Genomic DNA, 18,423 nt, shown 5'->3' with positions numbered 1-18,423 from the left:
CGGCCTACAGCGCCTGGCGGGCCTCGGCCAGCAGCTCGACCTGCTTGAACCAGTCGCCGCCGGCGAAGCTGACCACCAGTTCCTCGGCCCCGGCCGCGAAGTGGCCGGCCATCCGGTCCGCCGCCTCTCGGCCGACGCCGGTGACCGGGATGGCCTCGGCCTGCTCGACCGGCATCTTGAATCCGTTGGCCAGGCTGGAAACCAGGGCCTGCCGGCTGGGCGCGCCGTCGCCGAGGGAGGCCACGACGCCGGTGGTGATGCCCGGGGTCGGCCGGCCGCGCTGCTCCGCGCCCTCGCGCAGGATCTGCCGTACGGCCGCCACCGAGGTGGGCGTCACCATCGACGGGAACCAGGCGTCGCCGTACTGCAACGTCCGGCGGATCGCCACCCGGCCCGCGCCGCCCACGATCACCGGCGGCATCGGCGAGCCCGGGGCCAGGGTGATCGTCGGGGTGCCCGGCAGGTGGCTCAGCTTCGTCGGCTTCCCGGTCACCAGGCCCGGCAGCACCGCCAGCGTCGCGTCGGTCAACCGGCCGCGATCACCCTGGGGAACGCCGACGGCCTGCCAGGAGGAGATCCCGTGCGGCGTGCCGCCCGAGCCCACGCCGAGCAGCACCCGGTTCCCGGAGATCTGCTGCAACGCCGTGATCTGCTTGGCCACCGCCGCCACCGGCCGCAACGGCAGGATCAGCACCCCGAACCCGACCCTGAGCTTTGAGGTCACCGCCGCCGCCGTGGTCAGCACCACCATCGCGTCCAGCATCGGCGTGCCCGACCCGACCACGATCTGGTCGCCGGCCCACACCGCGTCCAGCCCATGCTGCTCCGCGTGCCGCGCGAACGCGACCACGTCGCCCGGACTGCCGCCCCGACCCACGGTCGGCAGGAACACACCGACCCGCACGGACCGGAGTTTACCGGGCGGAAATCCGGGCCGTGACCGCCACGGTCGCGTACGGAAGGGTGAAGCCGTCGCCGAGGGCCGGGGCGACGCCGGCCAGGACCTCCGCACGCTGTCGGGCGGTGAGGCGGGTCATGCCGCCATGGGTGGGCAGCAGCTCCAGCCACTCGTCCCGGGTGTAGAAGCGTTCCCAGTCGTAGCGCCACTGCTCGGGCTCGTCGAAGCCGGCCTGCCGCAGGCCATCGGCGGTCCGGGTGAACTGGGCCTGATAGAGGTCGATCATGGAGCGGGCGGGGTCGACGGTGAACGGGTTGTCGGGCACGACCCGCCGGTAGACCTCGGCGAAGGCCTCGCCGATCGGCTGCGGCAGGTCGAAGACGTGCCAGAACGCGGCGACACGGCCCTGGGGACGCAGCACCTCGGCCGCCTTGGCCGCGCCGCGGACCGGATCGACCCAGTGCCAGGCGGTGCCCGAGACCACCGCGTCGAAGCGGCGGCCGCGGGGATCCCAGTCCTCGAACGTCGACACCTCGGTCTCGACCCCGGTCCCCCGGGCGAACTCGGCCATCCGGGCATCGGGCTCCACGCCGAGCACCGTGCAGCCCGCGGCCTGGAACTGCCGGGCCTCGATGCCCGTGCCGACACCGACATCGAGCAGGTCACGGCCGGGGCTGCCGGCGAGGATCCGGGTGATCAGGGCCTCGGGATAGGCCGGCCGGTTTCGGTCGTAACCGGCCGGGTCGACCCCGAACGACTCGGCCACCGCGCGAAAGGACTCTGAAGTGGGCATGCGCCCACCTTAGTGGGCGACTGCCCACTAGAGCCAGGGCTCAGTTGTGGGCGAGCACGAAGTTGTAGCCGGCCTCCTTGTGCTCGCCGCCGGTCGGGCAGCGGCCGGCGGTGGGATAGCCGTTGAAGAACAGCACGTAGCACTTGACGCAGAACCGCCAGGAGTCCTGGGCGGTCGGAGTCTGCGGCACGTCATGGGTGAGCACGTGGTTCACGGTGTCGGACGACGGGTTGTGGCCGGCGCCGGCCGGGCAGACGCCGTCGCTGGGGTAGCCGCGGTAGTACAGGCCGAGGCACTTGCCGCATTCCCACCAGTTGGCCTGCGCGTTCGCGTTCTCCGACACGTTGTACGGCAGCGAGAAGATGTAGCCGGCGTAGCTGTGCTGGCCGCCGGCCGGGCAGACGCCGCTGAAGTTGATGACGTTGCCGCTGAACAGGCCGTAGCACTTCGTGCAGAAACACCAGAGGCCGTCCATGGCGGCCGACGCCGTGCCCGCGAGCACGGTGGGCAGCGCGGCCACGACGGCGGCGCCGGTGGCGATCTTGGCGACCCGGGACAGGAAGGCGCGGCGGCCGGTGGTGTCGGTCATGATGATCATCATCGGATCGGCCGGGCCCCGGCCGACAGGGGGCGGACCCATGCACGGTCGGGAATGTTTCCCGGGCCGACCGGGAGCCCGTGACCAGAACGCGTGACCATGCGGCGAGGAGTCGTTGGATAGGGTCGTGCCGTGCCGACCGGAGTGCACATCCAGGACGCTCGCGCGCAGCTGTTCGACGCCGCCGAGCGGGTGTTGCTGCGCGACGGGCCGCACGCGTTGACCAGCCGGGCGGTGACGACCGAGGCGGGCGTGGCCAAGGGGGTGCTGCACCGGCACTTCGAGGACTTCGACGCCTTCCTCACCCAGCTGGTGCTCGACCGCATCGACCGGCTCGCCGAGCTGGCCCCGATCGCCGGCCTGGGGACGGTCGTGGACAACCTGACGGAGACGCTGACCCGGCTCTTCTCCTCGGTGGCGGTGGCGATCGTCGCCCTGATCACCTTCCGCGACGACCTGCGGCACCGCCTGCGCCAGGCCCGCGGCACGGGCGGCGTGCCGTTGGCGACCGAGGCGGCGGTGATGATCGGCGATTATCTGCGGGCCGAGCGGGAGCACGGACGCATCGCCTTCGACGCGGACGTCGACACCCTCGCGCCGACGCTGGTCGGCGCCGGGCACCTGCTGTTCGCCGACCGCCACGCCGGCCCGCCGGATCCGGAAGCGGTGCGGCGCATGGTGGTCACGGTGTTGGCGACGGCGTTGCCGTAGCCACCACCAGCTCGACGGCGTGGTCGAGCTCAGCCAGCTCCTGAGCGGACATCGTCGGATTGGCCCGGCGCATCCGCAATGCCGCCGGCAGCTCACTCACGGCGTCGACCGCCGGGGCGAACGCCCGCAACAGGTCGGCGGCCAGGTCGGCCAGCTCCGTGCCGCCCACCGCCACCTGCGCCAGGATCAGTGCCGACACGGCCGTGTCCAAAGCCGGCGAGCCCTCGGTGGTGTTGGACCAGTCGATCAGCACCGGCCCGTCCGGCCCGAGCAACACGTTGTCCGGGTGCAGATCCAGGTGCAGGACACGGTTCTCGGTTGTGCCGCAAGGAATCTCGTGCAAACGGCGGTGCAGGTCGACCATCGTGGCCGCGGCCTCGGCGGCGGTCACGTCGCCGAGGCACAGGGCGGTGAGCAAGCTCGGACCCTCGACCCGCTGCATGATCAGGTCGGATCCGGCGGCCTCGTACACGGTGGGCACGGGAAAACCGTTGCGGGCCAGGCGAATCATCACCTCGGCCTCGAACGAGGTGTCCACGATGTGACGGCTGCGGCGCAGCACCCGGCCGGAGCCGATGTCGTAGACGTCGGACTCACGGCCGGATGCCAGCAGCTGCACGGGTGGATCGTAGGCGATCAGCCCCGCACCAGGGGAAACAACGGCAGAAGGGCCCGGCCCCTCGTCTCGTTGACCAGTTCGGCGAGCACGATGTAGAAGGCGACTCCGGCCAGGACGATCTCGGCGTAGCCGGCGATGTGCAGGGCGGCGGACAGCGGGGCGCCGGCGGCGGAGGCCCCGAGGTAGGCCACGAGCAGGGACACGATGGTGAGGTCCAGCAGCAGGAAAGCGGTGACGGTCACGGCGTTGGTGCCCAGGCTGACGACGGTGAAGATCAGGGTGACGACCAACCAGGCGATCAGGAAGATGCCCAGCGACTGGGTCACCGTGTGGGCCGCCTGCGCGGCGACGACTTCCTTGGCGAGACCGGCATTGGCCGGCGCGGACATGACCGACTCGACGATGTGCGGGACGACGTAGACCTCGATGGCCGAGTAGCCGATCCAGAAGGCGCCGTACGCGGTGAGGAACGCGGCGGCGAACGTGGTCCCGGCGGCCAGGGCGAAAAATCCGGCCACCAGCTGGACGATCCCGCCGTAGAAGAACGTTCCGGCCAGGATGACCGGGGCGCCGGCCGGGCTGAGCACGCCGAGGGTGGCCAGGCCCAGCGCCAGCGAGCACCAGGCGAAGCCGGCGGCCCCGATGGGCAGGGCATGGCCGATGCGGGGACCGGCGGCGACGGCGGGAATGTTTCCGTTGGCAGGGGCAGACAGTGGGGGAGCCGACAACTCTGTCATGGCGGTTTTGGCCCTTCAGTCCACGATGCGGAATAGCTATTCCAGCGAGAATCGGACTGTAGCAGGGGTCACGCCCAAAGCGGACCAACTACTTCCCGTCACCGATCACACACGCACGTGAGTGGCTCACTTGACCGTGGAAGTCAAGTGAGCCACTCACGTGAACGGGTCAGCCGATGAGCTCTCGCTCGTGGCGCACCGGAAAAACGGCCTCCTCGTCGACATCGGGCAGCCCGTGGCGATTCCACCAGCGGGCCAACGGGGCCGGCGACCACCAGGCCCACTTGCCCAGCAACCGCATGGTCGCCGGCACGAGCAGGCCACGGACGACGGTGGCGTCGACGAGCACGGCGATGATCAGCCCGACGCCGAGCATCTTCATGAAGGTGATGCCGGAGATGAGGAACCCGCCGACGACCACGACGAGCAGCAACGCGGCGCTGGTGATGATGCGGGCGGTGCGTTGCAGGCCGACGGCGACGGACTCGGTCGTGTCGCCGGTGCGGACCCACTCCTCCCGCACCCGCGACAGCAGGAAAACCTCGTAGTCCATGGACAAACCGAAGGCGATGGCGATCACCAGCACCGGGAAGTCGACGTCGACCGCCCCCACCGGCACGAAGTTCAGCACCCCGGACAGCCAGCCGTCCTGGAAGATCAGCTTGATCGCGCCGAAGGAGGCCGACAGCGACAACAGGTTCATCAGCAACGACTTCAGCGGCAGGACCACCGAACCGAAGGCCAGGAACAGCACCACAAACGACACCAGCGCCACGAAAAGGGCCATCCACGGCAGCCCGGAACCGATCATCCGCACGATGTCCACGCGGGACGCCGGCATGCCGGTGAACGAGGCGCGGGCGCCGGGCGGCGCGGCGACGGCGCGAATGCCGTGGATCATGTCGGACGCGGCCACCGACATCGGATCGGCCTTGTACCCCAAGGAGATCCGGGCCAGATCGCCGGACGTGCCGGTGACCGCGGAGCTGGTCACCCCGGGCACCTCGGCCAGCCGCCTGGCAAAGTCCCTGGCCTGCGCGGAATCCACGGCGCCGGGGAACTCGACCACACCGGTGACGATCTTCGCCGGGTCGGCCGGGAACTGGCCGGCCATGATCTGCGTGACCGCGCGGGCGTCGGCGCCGACCGGCAGCACCCAGTCCCCCGGCCTGGCCCAGTTGACGCCGAAGAACGGGGATCCCAGGAACACCAACACAACCACGATGCCGACGGTGGAAGCGACCGGCCGGCGCATCACGCCGTGGGCGACCCGGTACCACCGGCCCCGGCTGACGTCGCCGGCCGGCCGCAGCCGCCGCACCCGCAGGGCGTTCACCCGAGGGCCCAGCACCCGCAGCAGCGCCGGCAGCACAGTGATCGAGCTGAGAGCCGCGAACAGCACCGTCGACGCGCCGGCCCAGCCCATGGACTGGAGGAACTTGGACGGGAAGACCACCAGGCCCAGCAAGGAGATCGCCACCGTCACGCCGGAGAACGCCACCGTCCGGCCGGCGGTGGCGACGGTCCGCCGCACGGCGTCGTCGGCCGAGCGACCGGCCGCCAGCTCCTCCCGGAACCGGTTGACCAGCAGCAGCGAGTAGTCGATGGCCAGGCCGAGGCCGAGGATGGACACGACGTTGATGGCGAACGTCGACAGGTCGGTCACGAGCGTGACGCCGCGGACCACGGCCAGCGAGCCGACCGCGGCCAGGATGCCGATCACCAACGGCAGCCCGGCCGCCACCGCGCTGCCGAAGATCACCACGAGCAGCATCAGCAGCACCGGGACCGACAGCAGCTCGGCCCGGGCGATGTCCTGGCCCACCTGCTGGTTGACCTGCTGGGTCATCGGGGTCATGCCGCCGAACCTCACGGTCAGCCCGGGCGCGGCGAAGCTGCCCTGGATGGCCTTGAACTGGGTGACGCGGGTCTGGTCGTCGGCCGAGGCCAGCTGCACGCCGACGTAGGTGGAATGGCGGTCGGCGGAGACGAAGGCGGCGGATCCCGTGCTCCAGAACGTCTCCAGCCGGGTCACGGTGGTCCGCGGCACGCGCGCGGCCGCCGTCCGCACGGCTTGGGCGAAGGCCGGATCGTCGACCGTGGCCGTGTCGCTGTGATAGACGGCGACCACGTCGGTGACCTGCCGCCCGAGCTGCCCGGCCAGCAGCGTGTCGGCGTGGCTGGACTCGCTGCCGGGGTCGTCGAAGCCGCCGCCGCCGGACAGCGAGCCCGGCGCGCCCGCGCCCCAGGCCCCGCCGACCAGGAGGAACGCGAGCGCGAGCAGCAGGACGAGGCGACGGCGGCGGGCGGCGAACGCGCCCAGTGCGGCGAACATCGGCTTCCCCCAATTGTGGCGAAATGTCTGATAGCTACACTATCTAATACTTGTATCGACACTATCCACTACCGAAAGCGGTGATGGCAAGTAAACTGTGTGGTAACCGAAGGATGGGAGCGCGCCGTGCGGATGACGGAGCTGAGCCGCGAGTCCGGCGTGCCGGTCCCGACCATCAAGTACTACATGCGGGAAGGCCTGGTCCCGCCCGGCGAGCGGACCAGTCCCAACCAGGCCCAGTACGAGCAGTCGCACGTGCGGCGGCTCAAGCTGGTGCGGGCGCTGATCGACGTCGGCGGCCTGTCCGTGGCCGCCGCCCGCGAGGTGCTGGACAAGATGAGCGCCGGCGGCGGCAATCCGCTCTACGCCGTGGGCAAGGCCCAGTACTCCACCACCACGCTGCGTGAGCACGTCGAGGACGACGCCTGGCACGAGGCTGTGGAGCGGGTCAACAAGCTCATCGCCGACCACGGCTGGCGGGTCGGCCCCACCAACCCGGCCCGCCGCGCCCTGGCCGACGTGCTGGCCACCCTCACCCGGCTGGGCCAGCAGGACCTCTTCGGCGTGCTCGACACCTACGCCGACGCCGCCGGCCGCCTCGCCGTCGACGAGGTCGGCATGGTGCAGGGCCTGGCCGACGCCGACAGCATGGCCGAGACCGTGGTGATCTGGACCCTGCTCGGGGACGCCATCATGGCCTCGATGCGCCGCCTGGCCCAGGAAAGCGTGGCCACCACCCCCAAGCCGCACTAACGGCTTGCGGGCGCGGGCTACGTTGGCCGCATGTCCTGGTCAGAGTGGATCACCGACGACTTCGCCGCCCCACCCGTGCCGGCCGCCGACCGGTTCCGCCTGGAACCCCTTGGGCCGCAGCACAACGAGCGCGACCACGCGGCGTGGACGAGCAGCATCGCGCACATCAGGGCGACGCCGGGCTTCGACGAGTGGACCTGGCCCCCGGCCGAGGGCATGCCGCTGGAAAGCAACCTCGCCGACCTGACCCGCCATGCCGCCGACTTCGCCCGCCGGGCCGGCTTCACCTACTCGGTCCTCGACGGCGACGACGTGATCGGCTGCCTCTACATCTACCCGACCCGGGACGACACCGCCGCGCGCGTGCACTCGTGGGTCCGGGCCGACCGCGCCGAGCTGGACAAACCGCTGTACGAGACCGTCTCCGCCTGGCTGGCGACCGCCTGGCCCTTCACCGCCGTGCGCTACGCCCCCAGGCCCTGATACGGGCAAGGGAGTGTGTCGGTCAGACCGTGGTCCCTCGCTGGTGTGGTGGATGGGCCTGGTTGTGCTTCGTGCGCCCGCGCCGCGCAGTTGCCAATGGGTGGGTTGTCGGTCGCGGCCGGCGCTGCCTTCGCGGGGGGCTGGCCGGGTGGGTGAGGGTGCCTCGCAGCTGATCCTTCACACAGAGTTAGCGATCAGGCATGACAAGCCGTCCGTTCAAGGGGAGCCTGGATCACCGCCTGATCGCGGCCGACTATGCTCGGCCACGGCACGCGTGGGTGCCAAGCGGGGCCACATCCCGGCTGGAGTGGCCACAGTCCGTCAGAGGGTTTGCGTAGCCCACCGCAGCAGTGCCTCCGTACTTCGTCGACGCACCAATCACGGGCGTCCTTGTCGTGCGCCGAGCCGGGCGGCCGCAGCGAGGGACATCATGACCCGAACCGAGTCGTTGACCGCGCGATTGATTCGGCTGCGCCGCACATACCCCCCGAGGTGCTTGCCCGCCGTCGACACCTCTGCGAACAGGACTCCATGAACACCGAGGACGAGCAGCACCCCGACGACCACATCAACCCGGCCCGCCTCGCCGCGCTGGCGAGCGGCTTGTGGTGCTTCTATACCGACGCCAACGGTGAGCAGGCCCAGTTGGCGATCAGCGTCCAGGACAGCGAACTGGTGCTGACCACCGCGACCGGCGAGGTGCTGCGGTTCACCGGCGCGCAGATCGGGATGCTGCTGACGAATCTGGAGGCTGCCACCGGTAGGTGATGTTTGTCTCGTATCTACGCGCACCCGTCCGACCACCAGGGTGGTGGCCCGGGCGGGTGATTGCGCGTTTCGCGACGCCGCCCGGTTCATGCGCTGACCGCTACCATCGATCGGCACAGCGTGACCTGCCGAGGGAACGGATCGATGGCGGGCTGCGTCGGAGTGGCAGTGGCAGGCGAGTCGTCGCCACGACCACTCCGTGGGGGTGCGTGGACGCGAGGGGAAGAGGGCGCGATGAGCGACCAAGGTGGGCAGGCGCAAACGCCGCCGACTCCGCAGGTGGGGGCCAGCCGCAGCCCGGCGATCCGGGAGGCGGCGATCCACGCTCTGTCGATGCACGTGTTCGGCGGAGTATCGCCCGGCGGCGGCAAGTTCACCATGGACATCGACCAGATGAACGCCTCCCTCAAGCAATGGAGCCAGTTCCTGGAAAAGCTCCAAGAGGACGCCCGAACGGCTCGACCCATGACGCAGGTGAAACCTGCGGGTAGCGATCTCGACGCGGCGGGAAAGTCGTTCGCCGATGGGGCTAACAGGTCCGGGCAAGCCTACGTAAACGCGAATCTGGCGGCACAGCGGTACGTCAAAGGGTACATTGACAAGCTGACCGTGGTGCTCAACGCTCACACCGAGGTCGACCAGTCGAACGCGCAGCAGTTCAATCAAATCAATCAGTCAAAAACCGGCCAGCCGGACCAGAAGGGCAAGTGACTGTAAGTGCGTCGTCGAAGCCGCAAGGCCATGTTCAGTCTCGCCGCGACGGCGGCCCTGGCCGTGGTCGCGACCGGCTGCTCTTCCCCGTCGACCGGAGGGACGCCGTCACCGCAAACCTCCACGCCTGCGACCTCGCTGCCGGCCGGCACGCCGCACGTGGCCAATCCGCTCGACACGTCCAAGGCTCAGGCCGCCCCGTGCAGCGTCATCACAGACCAGCAAATCGCGCAACTGGGTATCGTCGCCGACAAGAAACTGAGCGACGCTTCCCTGGGGCCGAGCTGTGACTGGCATGACACCTCAAAATTGCCGGCGATGCTCGGATTCGAAGTGCAATTCGTCACCTCGAACAAGTCCGGATTGAGTTCGCTCTACGAGCAGAAGGACTCGTTGCGCCAGGGTGGCTACTTCGAACCGGTGAACCCAATTCAGGGGTATCCGGCTGTGCTGTACGGGCAGGTTGAGGACCGCCCGGATGGAGCTTGCGGTATTGCGGTCGGGGTGAGTGACACTCTCGACTACTCGGTGTCGGTGAACGTCAACTCGGGGCCGAATGTGAAGACTCCGTGCGATGTGGCGGAGAAGATCGCGGACATGGTGATGACCAATCTCCGAGCGGGGGCGTGATGGGCGGAGGACTCGGTCCGGGTGACATCCACAACGCGGTGACCGCCGGGCCCGGCACCGGCAGCACCCAGGACGCACAGCGGGCCTCGGCGGCCCTGGCGAAGACCCATCTGGACCGCATCACCGATGTCGCGGCGCTGAAGGCGAGCCTGGGATCCGCGTGGTCTGGCGACGCCTCCGAAGCCGCCCAGTCCGGCACGGGTCCGCTGGAGGACTACCTGAAGACGGCGCAAACCGCGCTGAGCACCCACCAGGACTTGCTGTCCCGGCAAACCGACTCCTTCCACGTCGCCAACAACAGCGTCCACGACATCCCCAACGACCCGCCGTCGGCGTCGGTCATGGACGTGCTCAGCGACGCGAGCGGCGTCAGCCTGATCACCGGCGGCGGCTACATGAACAAGGTGCAGGACTGGTCCGACAAGGCCCACGCCAACGTCGCCGCCTACAACAGCTACGCCAACGCCTCGACCTACAACCACAACGGATTGCCGACCGACTACGGCACCCCGGGCGGGTCGACTTCGGACATCGCGCTCGCACCCACCCAGACACAGACCGGCGACACCGGTGTTGATGGGCCCGGCGGTTCGGGGCGTCACGTCGTCCCGAACACCGGTGGCGGCCCGGGTGCGCCGGGGTGGTCCCCTTCGCTCGGCGGTGGCGCTGGCGGTGTTGCCGGCGGGGGAAGCGGTCCCGGTGGCTCGGGAGGTCCGGGCACGCCCGGGTACCCGGGCGGCGGCGGGTCGACCAACACTCAAGGCTGGCCGGGCGGTCAGTCCTATCCGGGCGGCGGCGGTCTGAATCCGCCCGGCGGTGGCTCGGGTTCCGGCTTGGGTCCGGGTAGTGGCGGTGTGGACGGGTTCGGCGGCGCGTTCGGCCCGCTCGGCTCCGGCGGTGCGGGTGCCTCGGCCGGCGGCGCTGGCGCGCGGGGGTTCCGCTCGGGTGCCGGTGGCGTCGGCGGCACGGGATCGTCCGGCGGCCAGGCTGGCGCGGGTAACCGGGCAGGTGTCGGCGGCGTCGGCGAGGGCGGTCCGGGCGCGGCCGCCGCAGCTGGTCGCCCCGGTGCGGCCGGGGCGGCGGGCGCGTCGGGCATGGCCGGTGGCGGCGCTGGCCGGGGCGGCCGCAAGGAGGAGGACCGCGAGCACAAGTCCGCGGCCTACCTGGAGGACGACTACTCCGACGAGCTGGTCGGCAAGCTGCCGCCGACGGTGCCGCCGGTCATCGGCATGGACTAGCAGACACGAGAACGACACACCTGGGGGTTGGGCGTGCTGCGTGCGCGCGTCGAGTTGTCGATGGATGTCCTCACCGCGTTCTGGCGGTGGGAGGGCCTCGACCGGATGCCGCCGGTGCTGGTGTCCACCGTGGAATGGCTGGACGAGCAGGCCCGACGAGAAGCTGATCAGCGGGCGTTGGCCGAGCTCGCCGCGTGTGGCCTGGTGACCGCGGGCGTGGTCGCCGGGGAGCTGCGCGAGACGATCGAGGCGCTGACCCGGCCCGAGGTGGAGTTCTTCGGCTGGATCGGCGGCGCGCACCAGACGGTGGGGGTGCTGGGCGCCGCCTGCGGTCGCGAAGCGGTGTTGGTCGTGCGGTCCGGGCAGGCTGTGACGCTGTCGTCGGTGCGGCCGGACGCGGTGGCCGACGCAGTTGTGGCGCAGCTACCGCCGCTCGCGCCGGCGCAGGGCCGGTCGTTGAATGTGGCGGCCAGCGACCTCACCGGCGAGCGCGCCGCGGGTGGTGAGGAGGGGTTCGCCGGGTTCGGACAACAGGCCGAGGCTCAGGACGTGCGGGCGTTGCGCGCCCTGTTGGCGCAACCGGCGCTGGGCGGCGGCCAGCTGTATGTGGCGGTGCGTGGCCGGGACGGTCGTCGCCGGCAGTCCGGCAGTCCGATCACCGTGCGGGACACCGCCGAGGGCCGCTGGTTGACGCAGACCACGACCACCTCTGGCCAGCGATGGGTGATCACAGCACCGGGCAGTCCGCAGTTGCTGATGACCAAGTTGTACGAGACCTGGCGTGTGCTTTCCGACGCGGGTGACCGTTCGTGAGCAAGATCCACACCAACCCTGAACACCTCCGCCGATCCGGTGCCAAGCTGGGCACCTTCGGCGGGAAGCTGGCCGACGGCGGTCAGAAGCTGGAGTCGGCCGGACAGCGGCTGGTCTCACATGCCAGTGGGGACCGGTCCGGGCTCGGCAGCGTGATCAGCAAGGCGCTCGGCAAGGGCGTGCAGACCACCGGCAAGGTCTTCAACGAAGGCGGGCGCGTCGCCGAAGGCGCGGGCAAACGCCTGCACACCACCGCCGATCTGCACGAGCAAGCCGACGAGCACGGCGCCGGCCTGCTGAAGAAGCTGCACCCCGACACCAAGGGCGACATCGGCCCCAAGGGCAGAGGCAATCCACGTTCCCGCACAACGACATCGACGCCGAAGGGCCACGATTCCCGTGCGGAGCAACAACGCCGGTTGCGGGAGCAGTTCGGCGAGCCGAAGCCGGACAGTGACTGGATCAGCGGGCCGAACGCTCCGGTTGATGTGCACCCGGGACTCAAACCGGGGGCAGAGAAGTACGACGCCATCGTGAGCGGCCGCCGGCCACTACAAGGCGCTGAACTTGATCAGTTCAATGCGAAGTGGTCCGAAGGGCGTGATCCCCACAGCGGGTTCGAGCAGTACCGATATCCGACGGCCGAACACGGCCACCCCGAAGGCTTCCAATCACCAGACGACAAACACGCGGAATGGGTTCCTTCAGGCACACGGCTGGACCGGTTCGGCGCCGAGCGCGGCAAGTTCCTTGCCCCCGAGGGCGCTCCGTGGGAGGCGCGGGCGCTGCCGCCGTTCACGCTGGACGCGCCGTACCACAGCTACGAGGTCGCCCGCCCGTTCCCGGCGTGGGTTGGTCCTGCTGCCGGCTGGTTCGACCAGGCCGGCGGCGGTACCCAGTACTACCTGGGACAATACAGCGTCAAAGACCTTCTCGAAAAGGGCTACCTCAGGGAAGCCACCGGCGATGACTAGAGGCCAGAATGAACACGCGGGACCTGATCTCAGACCTGAAGTACATCGGACTGCCGGCGACGGAAATCGTTGTCGGTGGGATCGGGGACGAGCGCTACTGCGTCCAACAAACCGCCGATGGTCAGTGGGAGGTGTTCTACTACGAGCGTGGCCAGAAGAACCAACACGTGGTGGTCCCGACTGAGCACACAGCGTGCATGTACCTGTTTGGCGTTCTCGCACACGAGCAGGTGATGTTCAAGAGGCTGGTTCTGCCGGAGTGACCCGACCAGTCCTGGCACGCCCCGACAAGGCGAGGTGATCATGGACGAGCCTACGCCCTGGACCTGCCTGAGGACGTTCGCGCTGAGCTGGACGCGATGTCTCCGGAGCGCCGGCACGAGTGGTTGGATCGGTTGCACGCCCAGCACGGGGCCCAGGTCCAGTTGAAGGAGGCCATGCTGCTCGCGGCCGCGAGAGTGGATGGAATCGCAGTGAAAGGGCCTTCCTGGCGTTCGGGGAGGAGTGGCGGCGGCCGTCGGAGGGGGTGATGGCGGCCGCCGCCCGCGAGCGACCGCGCTACCGCCGACGGTGCGCCGGGTCGCTGAGTGCCGGGTGGGACCAGCCGTCGTCGGCGGCGTTCAGCGTGACCCCGGGCGGCACGATCTCGTCGATCCGGTCGAGCACGTCGGCCGGCAGCCGGACGTCGGCCCCGGGCAGTTGGCTGTCGAGGTGCTCCATGGTGCGCGGCCCGATGATCACCGACGTGACGGCCGGGTGGGCCAGCACGAAGCCGAGGGAGAGCTCGATGAGCGTGAGCCCCGATTCCTCGGCCAGCTTGGCCAGCGCGTCGGCGGCGGCCAGCTTGCGCTGGTTTCCCTCCACCGCCAGGTCGTACCGGTCGGGCAGCATGACGGTCCGCCGGCTCTCGGGCACGTCGCCGATGCGGTAGCGGCCGGACAGCCAACCGCCGGCCAGCGGGCTCCAGGTGAGCACGCCGAGCCCATAGCGCTGGGCCACCGGCAGCACCTCAGCCTCGATGCCGCGGGCCAGGATGGAATAAGGCGGCTGCTCGGTGGTGAACCGCTCGTACCCTCGCCGCTCGGCCGCCCACTGCGCCTCGACCAGCATCGACGCCGGGAAGGTGGACGTGCCGATCTGGCGCACCTTTCCCGACCGCACGAGGTCGCTCATGGCGCCGAGCGTCTCCTCGATGTCAGTGTCGAGATCGGGCCGGTGCACCTGGTACACGTCGATCCAGTCGGTGCGCAGCCGCCGCAGGCTGTTCTCGACGGCCGTCATGATCCAGCGCCGCGAGTTGCCGCGCTGGTTGGGGTCCTCCCCCATCGGGTTGTGGAACTTGCTGGCCAGCACCACCTTGTCCCGGGCGCCGGTCTTCTCCAGCACCTGCCCGACGATCTCCTCGGAGCCGCCCCAGGAGTAGACGTCGGCGGTGTCGACGAAGTTGACCCCGGCATCCAGGGCGCGGCCGATCATGGCCGCGGACTCGTCCAGTTCGGTGCCGCCCCAGGGGCCGAACATCATGGCCCCCAAGCAGATCGGGCTGACCTTGATGCCGGTCCGGCCCAGCGGTCGGTAGTCCATCTCGGGAAGTCCTTTCACGAAGTCAGACGGCGACCGGTTCACGCGTGGCCACGGGATCGGGCTCGTCGTCCTCGCGGATGCCGTGCCGCCGCCACCAGCGGGCCATCGGCGCGGGCGCCCACCAGGCCCACTTGCCCAGCAGCCGCATGGTGGCCGGCACGAGCAGGCCGCGCACGATGGTCGCGTCCACCACGATCGCGATGACCAGGCCGACGCCGATCATCTTCATCAGCGTCACCTGGGAGAGCACAAAGCCGCCGGTGACCACGACCAGCAGCAGCGCGGCGCTGGTGATGATCTTCGCCGTGCGCTGCAGGCCCAGGGCCATCGACTCGGTGGTGTCGCCGGTCCGAGCGTACTGCTCCCGGACCCGCGAGAGCAGGAAAACCTCGTAGTCCATGGAAAGCGCGAAGGCCACGGCGACGATCAGCACCGGGAAGTTGATGTCCACCGCCCCCACCGGCACGAAGTTCAGCGGCCCGGACAGCCAGCCGTCCTGGAAGATCAGCTTGATCGCGCCGAACGAGGCCGACAGCGACAACAGGTTCATCAGCAACGACTTCAGCGGCAGGACCACCGAACCGAAGGCAAGGAACATCACCACAAAAGACACGAGTGCGACGAACAGGGCCAGCCAGGGCAGCCGCGAGACGATCATCTGCTGAATGTCCACACGGGACGCCGGCATGCCGGTGAACAGGGCCTGGCTGCCGGCCGGCGGCGACACCGCGCGGATGTCGCGGACCATGGTCTCGGCCGGCGGGGACATCGGGTCCATGGTGTAGCCCAGGGTCACCCGGGCCAGGTTTCCGTTGCTGCCCGTGACTTTCGCGCTGGTCACGCCGGGCACCGCGCCCAGCCGCTGCGCGAAGTCGGCCGCCTGCGCGGTGTCGGCCGCGCCCGGGAACTCCACCACGCCGGTCACGGTCTTGGCCGGGTCGGCGGTGAACTGGCTGCCCAGCACCTGCGTCACCGCGCGGGCGTCGGAGTTGACCGGCAGCACCCAGTCGCCCGGCCGGGCCCAGTTCACGCCCAGGAACGGCGTGCCCAGCAACAGCAGCACCACCACGATGCCGACCGTGCTGACCAGCGGCCGGCGCATGATCGCCTGCGCCGTCCGGTACCAGCGGCCCTGCCGCTCGTCGGTCACCTGCGCAGCAGAACGCCGGCGTGGCAACGGAATCCGCAGCGAGTTGACCCGCGTGCCGACGACCCTCAGCAACGCCGGCAGCACGGTCAACGAACTGATCACCGCGAACAGCACCGTGGCCACGCCGGCGTAGCCCATGGACTGGAGGAAGCGCGACGGGAACAGGGCAAGGCCGATGAACGAGATCGCCACCGCCAGGCCGGAGAACACCACGGTGCGGCCGGCGGTCGACACCGTTCGGCGCACCGCCGCCTCGACCGTGCGGCCGGCGGCCAGTTCCTCCCGGAACCGGTTGACCATGAGTAGCGCGTAGTCGATGGCCAGTCCCAGTCCCAGGATCGTGACCACGTTGATGGCGAACGTGTAGAGGTCGACGAAGTACATGACGCCGCGCAGCACGGCCAGCGAGCCGACCGCGGCGGTGATGCCGACGGCCAGTGGCAGCGAGGCGGCGACCAGGCTGCGGAACATCAGGATCAGCAACAGGAACAGGATCGGCAGGGACACGCCCTCGGCCAGCCCGATGTCCCGCGAGGTCTGGGCGTTGATCTGGTCGATCATCGCGGTGTAGCCGCCGAAGCGGACCTGGAAGCCGGGCGCGGCGAAGGAGCTCTTGATCTGGCGCAGCGCGGTGATCCGGCTCGGGTCGTCGGTGGTCCTGAACTGGACCTCGACGTAGGTGGAGTGTTTGTCGGCCGAGACGTAGGCCGGGTCGTGCGTGGTCCAGTAGCTGTCGAGCCGGGCCAGCCCGGCCCGCGGCACCCCGGCCAGCGCCTGCTGGACCGGCCCGGCGAACTGCGGGTCGTCCACGGTGGCGTTGGGGTTCTCGTACAGCACGACGACATCGGCGCCCCCGGTGCCCAGCGGGCCGGCCAGCAGGGCGTCGGCCCGGCTGGACTGGCTGCCCGGGTCGTCGAAGCCGGCCGAGCCGGAGAAGCCGGAGAACGCGCCGGCGCCGAAGATCCCGGCGAACACCAGGAAGATCAGGGTACCGATCAGCACCCAGCGCCGCCTGGCGACGACAAACGCACCCAGCGCAGAGAACATGATCTCCCCTAACGTGCGGCTGGTAGTTAACATATCCACTATCGGTACCTATACTATCCACATTGCCCGCGGGGGTGCGCAAGGTTCCTTCGGCGCCAGTTCACGCGGATGGCCCACGGGCACCGACACCTGGAGGAGCGATGTCCAAGCGGGGAGCCGGGCTGCCGACCTTCCTGATCACCGGTGTGGCCGCGTTCATGGCCTCGCTGGACAACCTGGTGGTGACCACGGCGTTGCCCACCATTCAGCGGGACTTCCACAGCTCGCTGTCCACCCTGGAGTGGACGGTCAACGCCTACACCCTGACCTACGCGGTGTTCCTGCTGACCGCGGCCCTGCTGGGCGACCGGTTCGGCCGGCGGGCCACCTTCGTCGCCGGTCTGACCGTGTTCACGCTGGCCAGCGCGCTGGCCGCCACCGCCGACTCGATCGGCACGCTGGTCGCCGCCCGGGCCCTCCAGGGCGCCGGCGGCTCGGTGATCTTCCCGCTGGCGCTGACCCTGCTGGTCAACGCCGTCCCGGAGCGCCGCCGCGGCATGGCCATCGCCGGCCTGTCCGGCATGAGCGGGCTGGCCATCGCGCTCGGCCCGGTGGTCGGCGGCCTGATCGTGCAGTTCGGCGACTGGCACTGGATCTTCTGGGTCAACGTGCCGATCGGCGTGCTGCTGGTGCCGCTGGCCATGCTGTGGCTCAGGGAGAGCCACGGACCGCACGCCAAGCTGGACGTGCCGGGCACGCTGCTGGTCACCGGCGGCCTGCTCGGCGTGGTGTACGGCCTGATCGGCGCCGGCGAGAACGGCTGGGGCGACCCGCTGGTGCTGGTCTCGGCGGTGGCCGGCGTGGCACTGCTGGTGGCGTTCGCGTTGTGGGAGAACCGGTCCCGCTTCCCGGTCGTGCCGCCGATGTTGTTCCGCACCAGGGGTTTCAGCCTCGCCAACCTGGTCGCGCTGCTCCAGCAGGGCGGCATGTTCGGGGCGGTGTTCCTACTGATGCAGTACCTGCAGAACGTGCTGCACTACTCCGCCCTGACGGCCGGGGCGCGCACACTGCCGTGGACGATCATGCCGCTGGTGGTGGCCCCGCTGGCCGGCATGCTGGCCGAACGGGTCGGCGTGCACCGGCTGATGGTGCTCAGCGGCGTGGTGCAGGCGGTGGCGCTGGCCTGGCTGGCGCTGGTCAGCGGGCCGACCATGAACTACCTGGCCGCGCTGCCGGCGCTGCTGCTGGCCGGCGTGGGCATGGGCATCTTCTTCGCGCTCAGCGCCCGGCAGACGCTGGACTTCACGCCGCCGGCCTTCGACGGCGTCGCCGCCGGCGTGAACAGCTCGATGCGCCAGGTCGGGGTGGTGCTCGGAATCGGCGTGCTGGCGGCGGTCTTCTCCAGCGTCGGCGGCTACGGCTCGACCCCGGCGTTCGTCGCCGGCCTGCACGCCGCGCTGTGGGTCGGCGTGGCGATCCTCGCGGTGGCAACGGTTCTGTCCGTGCTGATGCCTCGGACCGCCACCCGCCAGGCCGCCGCGGTCGCCGAGCCGGTGCCGGCCTGACAAGACAATGCCGCCAGGACGTCGTCCTGGCGGCATT

At 69.9% G+C, this 18,423-nt stretch carries 19 protein-coding genes; 11 read left to right on the top strand and 8 right to left on the bottom strand.

Translation table 11 applies throughout. The features are described 5' to 3' along the window. Positions 1–4 precede the first annotated feature (4 nt). The 3 genes from ACIG5F_RS27570 to ACIG5F_RS27560 are packed head-to-tail and all read right to left on the bottom strand — an operon-like array spanning position 5 to position 2,280. Positions 5–904, bottom strand: coding sequence for an LLM class flavin-dependent oxidoreductase (locus tag ACIG5F_RS27570; RefSeq protein WP_396522277.1), 900 nt, complete (start codon positions 902–904; stop codon positions 5–7). Between the two features lie 10 nt (positions 905–914). Further along, the gene (locus ACIG5F_RS27565; protein ID WP_396522275.1) at positions 915–1,691 is read right to left on the bottom strand and encodes a class I SAM-dependent methyltransferase; all 777 of its coding nucleotides are present in this window, start codon (positions 1,689–1,691) and stop codon (positions 915–917) included. Positions 1,692–1,731: 40 nt separating this feature from the next. Continuing rightward, the gene (locus ACIG5F_RS27560; RefSeq protein ID WP_396522274.1) at positions 1,732–2,280 is read right to left on the bottom strand and encodes a hypothetical protein; all 549 of its coding nucleotides are present in this window, start codon (positions 2,278–2,280) and stop codon (positions 1,732–1,734) included. Positions 2,281–2,421: 141 nt separating this feature from the next. Here ACIG5F_RS27560 and ACIG5F_RS27555 point away from each other — a divergent pair, with 141 nt between their 5' ends. Then, entirely contained in the window at positions 2,422–3,000 is a 579-nt protein-coding gene (locus ACIG5F_RS27555) for a TetR/AcrR family transcriptional regulator (protein WP_396522272.1), read from the top strand. Here ACIG5F_RS27555 and ACIG5F_RS27550 read toward each other — a convergent pair. The 3 genes from ACIG5F_RS27550 to ACIG5F_RS27540 form a co-directional block, all read right to left on the bottom strand. Further along, positions 2,972–3,619, bottom strand: coding sequence for a phosphotransferase (locus tag ACIG5F_RS27550; protein ID WP_396522270.1), 648 nt, complete (start codon positions 3,617–3,619; stop codon positions 2,972–2,974). The genes ACIG5F_RS27555 and ACIG5F_RS27550 overlap by 29 nt on opposite strands. A 17-nt stretch (positions 3,620–3,636) precedes the next feature. Beyond that, the gene (locus ACIG5F_RS27545; protein WP_396522268.1) at positions 3,637–4,356 is read right to left on the bottom strand and encodes an acetate uptake transporter; all 720 of its coding nucleotides are present in this window, start codon (positions 4,354–4,356) and stop codon (positions 3,637–3,639) included. A gap of 169 nt (positions 4,357–4,525) precedes the next feature. Next, positions 4,526–6,691 carry an MMPL family transporter gene (locus tag ACIG5F_RS27540; RefSeq protein ID WP_396522266.1) on the bottom strand — a complete coding sequence of 722 codons (2,166 nt, stop codon included), beginning with the start codon at positions 6,689–6,691 and terminating at the stop codon, positions 4,526–4,528. Between the two features lie 132 nt (positions 6,692–6,823). Here ACIG5F_RS27540 and ACIG5F_RS27535 point away from each other — a divergent pair, with 132 nt between their 5' ends. From ACIG5F_RS27535 to ACIG5F_RS27495, 9 genes are all read left to right on the top strand, one after another. After that, positions 6,824–7,444 carry a MerR family transcriptional regulator gene (locus ACIG5F_RS27535; RefSeq protein WP_396522429.1) on the top strand — a complete coding sequence of 207 codons (621 nt, stop codon included), beginning with the start codon at positions 6,824–6,826 and terminating at the stop codon, positions 7,442–7,444. Between the two features lie 30 nt (positions 7,445–7,474). Further along, on the top strand, positions 7,475–7,927 hold the full coding sequence (locus ACIG5F_RS27530; protein ID WP_396522264.1) for an N-acetyltransferase: 453 nt from the start codon (positions 7,475–7,477) through the stop codon (positions 7,925–7,927). A gap of 531 nt (positions 7,928–8,458) precedes the next feature. Continuing rightward, positions 8,459–8,695, top strand: a complete 237-nt coding sequence (locus ACIG5F_RS27525; protein WP_396522262.1) for a hypothetical protein — start codon at positions 8,459–8,461, stop codon at positions 8,693–8,695. Positions 8,696–8,929: 234 nt separating this feature from the next. Then, positions 8,930–9,406, top strand: a complete 477-nt coding sequence (locus ACIG5F_RS27520) for a hypothetical protein (RefSeq protein ID WP_396522260.1) — start codon at positions 8,930–8,932, stop codon at positions 9,404–9,406. Between the two features lie 30 nt (positions 9,407–9,436). After that, positions 9,437–10,036 carry a DUF3558 domain-containing protein gene (locus ACIG5F_RS27515; RefSeq protein WP_396522258.1) on the top strand — a complete coding sequence of 200 codons (600 nt, stop codon included), beginning with the start codon at positions 9,437–9,439 and terminating at the stop codon, positions 10,034–10,036. Then, positions 10,036–11,274 carry a WXG100 family type VII secretion target gene (locus tag ACIG5F_RS27510; RefSeq protein WP_396522256.1) on the top strand — a complete coding sequence of 413 codons (1,239 nt, stop codon included), beginning with the start codon at positions 10,036–10,038 and terminating at the stop codon, positions 11,272–11,274. The genes ACIG5F_RS27515 and ACIG5F_RS27510 overlap by 1 nt, the downstream gene beginning before the upstream one ends. A 33-nt stretch (positions 11,275–11,307) precedes the next feature. Next, positions 11,308–12,087: an ESX secretion-associated protein EspG gene (locus tag ACIG5F_RS27505; RefSeq protein ID WP_396522254.1), complete on the top strand. Its 780-nt coding sequence runs from the start codon at positions 11,308–11,310 to the stop codon at positions 12,085–12,087. Continuing rightward, a complete protein-coding gene (locus ACIG5F_RS27500; protein ID WP_396522252.1) occupies positions 12,084–13,061 on the top strand; it encodes a TNT domain-containing protein in 978 nt (325 codons plus the stop codon). Before ACIG5F_RS27505 ends, ACIG5F_RS27500 begins: the two co-directional genes overlap by 4 nt. Before the next feature lie 8 nt (positions 13,062–13,069). Next, positions 13,070–13,324 carry a hypothetical protein gene (locus ACIG5F_RS27495; RefSeq protein ID WP_396522250.1) on the top strand — a complete coding sequence of 85 codons (255 nt, stop codon included), beginning with the start codon at positions 13,070–13,072 and terminating at the stop codon, positions 13,322–13,324. A 295-nt stretch (positions 13,325–13,619) separates the two neighbouring features. Here the strand turns inward: ACIG5F_RS27495 and ACIG5F_RS27490 are convergent, their stop codons facing one another. Beyond that, positions 13,620–14,645 (bottom strand): aldo/keto reductase, encoded by a 1,026-nt coding sequence (locus ACIG5F_RS27490; protein WP_396522248.1) that lies wholly within the window; start codon positions 14,643–14,645, stop codon positions 13,620–13,622. 22 nt (positions 14,646–14,667) lie between these two features. Further along, positions 14,668–16,842: an MMPL family transporter gene (locus tag ACIG5F_RS27485; RefSeq protein WP_396522246.1), complete on the bottom strand. Its 2,175-nt coding sequence runs from the start codon at positions 16,840–16,842 to the stop codon at positions 14,668–14,670. 140 nt (positions 16,843–16,982) lie between these two features. Between ACIG5F_RS27485 and ACIG5F_RS27480 the strand changes: the two genes are divergently transcribed. Next, positions 16,983–18,386: an MFS transporter gene (locus ACIG5F_RS27480; protein WP_396522244.1), complete on the top strand. Its 1,404-nt coding sequence runs from the start codon at positions 16,983–16,985 to the stop codon at positions 18,384–18,386. The last annotated feature ends 37 nt before the right edge of the window (positions 18,387–18,423 follow it).

The sequence above is a fragment of the Kutzneria sp. NPDC052558 genome (genome assembly GCF_044547355.1).
In the GTDB taxonomy this organism is placed as follows: Bacteria; Actinomycetota; Actinomycetes; order Mycobacteriales; family Pseudonocardiaceae; genus Kutzneria.
Note: the sequence above shows the minus strand (reverse complement) of the source record. Positions and strands in the feature narration are given on the sequence as shown.

What these genes read in the sequence shown, in the direction of transcription:
- ACIG5F_RS27495 (WP_396522250.1), top strand. Translation starts at nt 13,070, where the DNA reads ATGAACACGCGGGACCTGATCTCAGACCTGAAGTACATCGGACTGCCG.
- ACIG5F_RS27540 (WP_396522266.1), bottom strand. Translation starts at nt 6,691, where the DNA reads ATGTTCGCCGCACTGGGCGCGTTCGCCGCCCGCCGCCGTCGCCTCGTC.
- ACIG5F_RS27485 (WP_396522246.1), bottom strand. Translation starts at nt 16,842, where the DNA reads ATGTTCTCTGCGCTGGGTGCGTTTGTCGTCGCCAGGCGGCGCTGGGTG.
- ACIG5F_RS27510 (WP_396522256.1), top strand. Translation starts at nt 10,036, where the DNA reads ATGGGCGGAGGACTCGGTCCGGGTGACATCCACAACGCGGTGACCGCC.
- ACIG5F_RS27480 (WP_396522244.1), top strand. Translation starts at nt 16,983, where the DNA reads ATGTCCAAGCGGGGAGCCGGGCTGCCGACCTTCCTGATCACCGGTGTG.
- ACIG5F_RS27535 (WP_396522429.1), top strand. Translation starts at nt 6,824, where the DNA reads ATGACGGAGCTGAGCCGCGAGTCCGGCGTGCCGGTCCCGACCATCAAG.
- ACIG5F_RS27525 (WP_396522262.1), top strand. Translation starts at nt 8,459, where the DNA reads ATGAACACCGAGGACGAGCAGCACCCCGACGACCACATCAACCCGGCC.
- ACIG5F_RS27515 (WP_396522258.1), top strand. Translation starts at nt 9,437, where the DNA reads ATGTTCAGTCTCGCCGCGACGGCGGCCCTGGCCGTGGTCGCGACCGGC.
- ACIG5F_RS27530 (WP_396522264.1), top strand. Translation starts at nt 7,475, where the DNA reads ATGTCCTGGTCAGAGTGGATCACCGACGACTTCGCCGCCCCACCCGTG.
- ACIG5F_RS27565 (WP_396522275.1), bottom strand. Translation starts at nt 1,691, where the DNA reads ATGCCCACTTCAGAGTCCTTTCGCGCGGTGGCCGAGTCGTTCGGGGTC.
- ACIG5F_RS27560 (WP_396522274.1), bottom strand. Translation starts at nt 2,280, where the DNA reads ATGACCGACACCACCGGCCGCCGCGCCTTCCTGTCCCGGGTCGCCAAG.
- ACIG5F_RS27520 (WP_396522260.1), top strand. Translation starts at nt 8,930, where the DNA reads ATGAGCGACCAAGGTGGGCAGGCGCAAACGCCGCCGACTCCGCAGGTG.
- ACIG5F_RS27545 (WP_396522268.1), bottom strand. Translation starts at nt 4,356, where the DNA reads ATGACAGAGTTGTCGGCTCCCCCACTGTCTGCCCCTGCCAACGGAAAC.
- ACIG5F_RS27490 (WP_396522248.1), bottom strand. Translation starts at nt 14,645, where the DNA reads ATGGACTACCGACCGCTGGGCCGGACCGGCATCAAGGTCAGCCCGATC.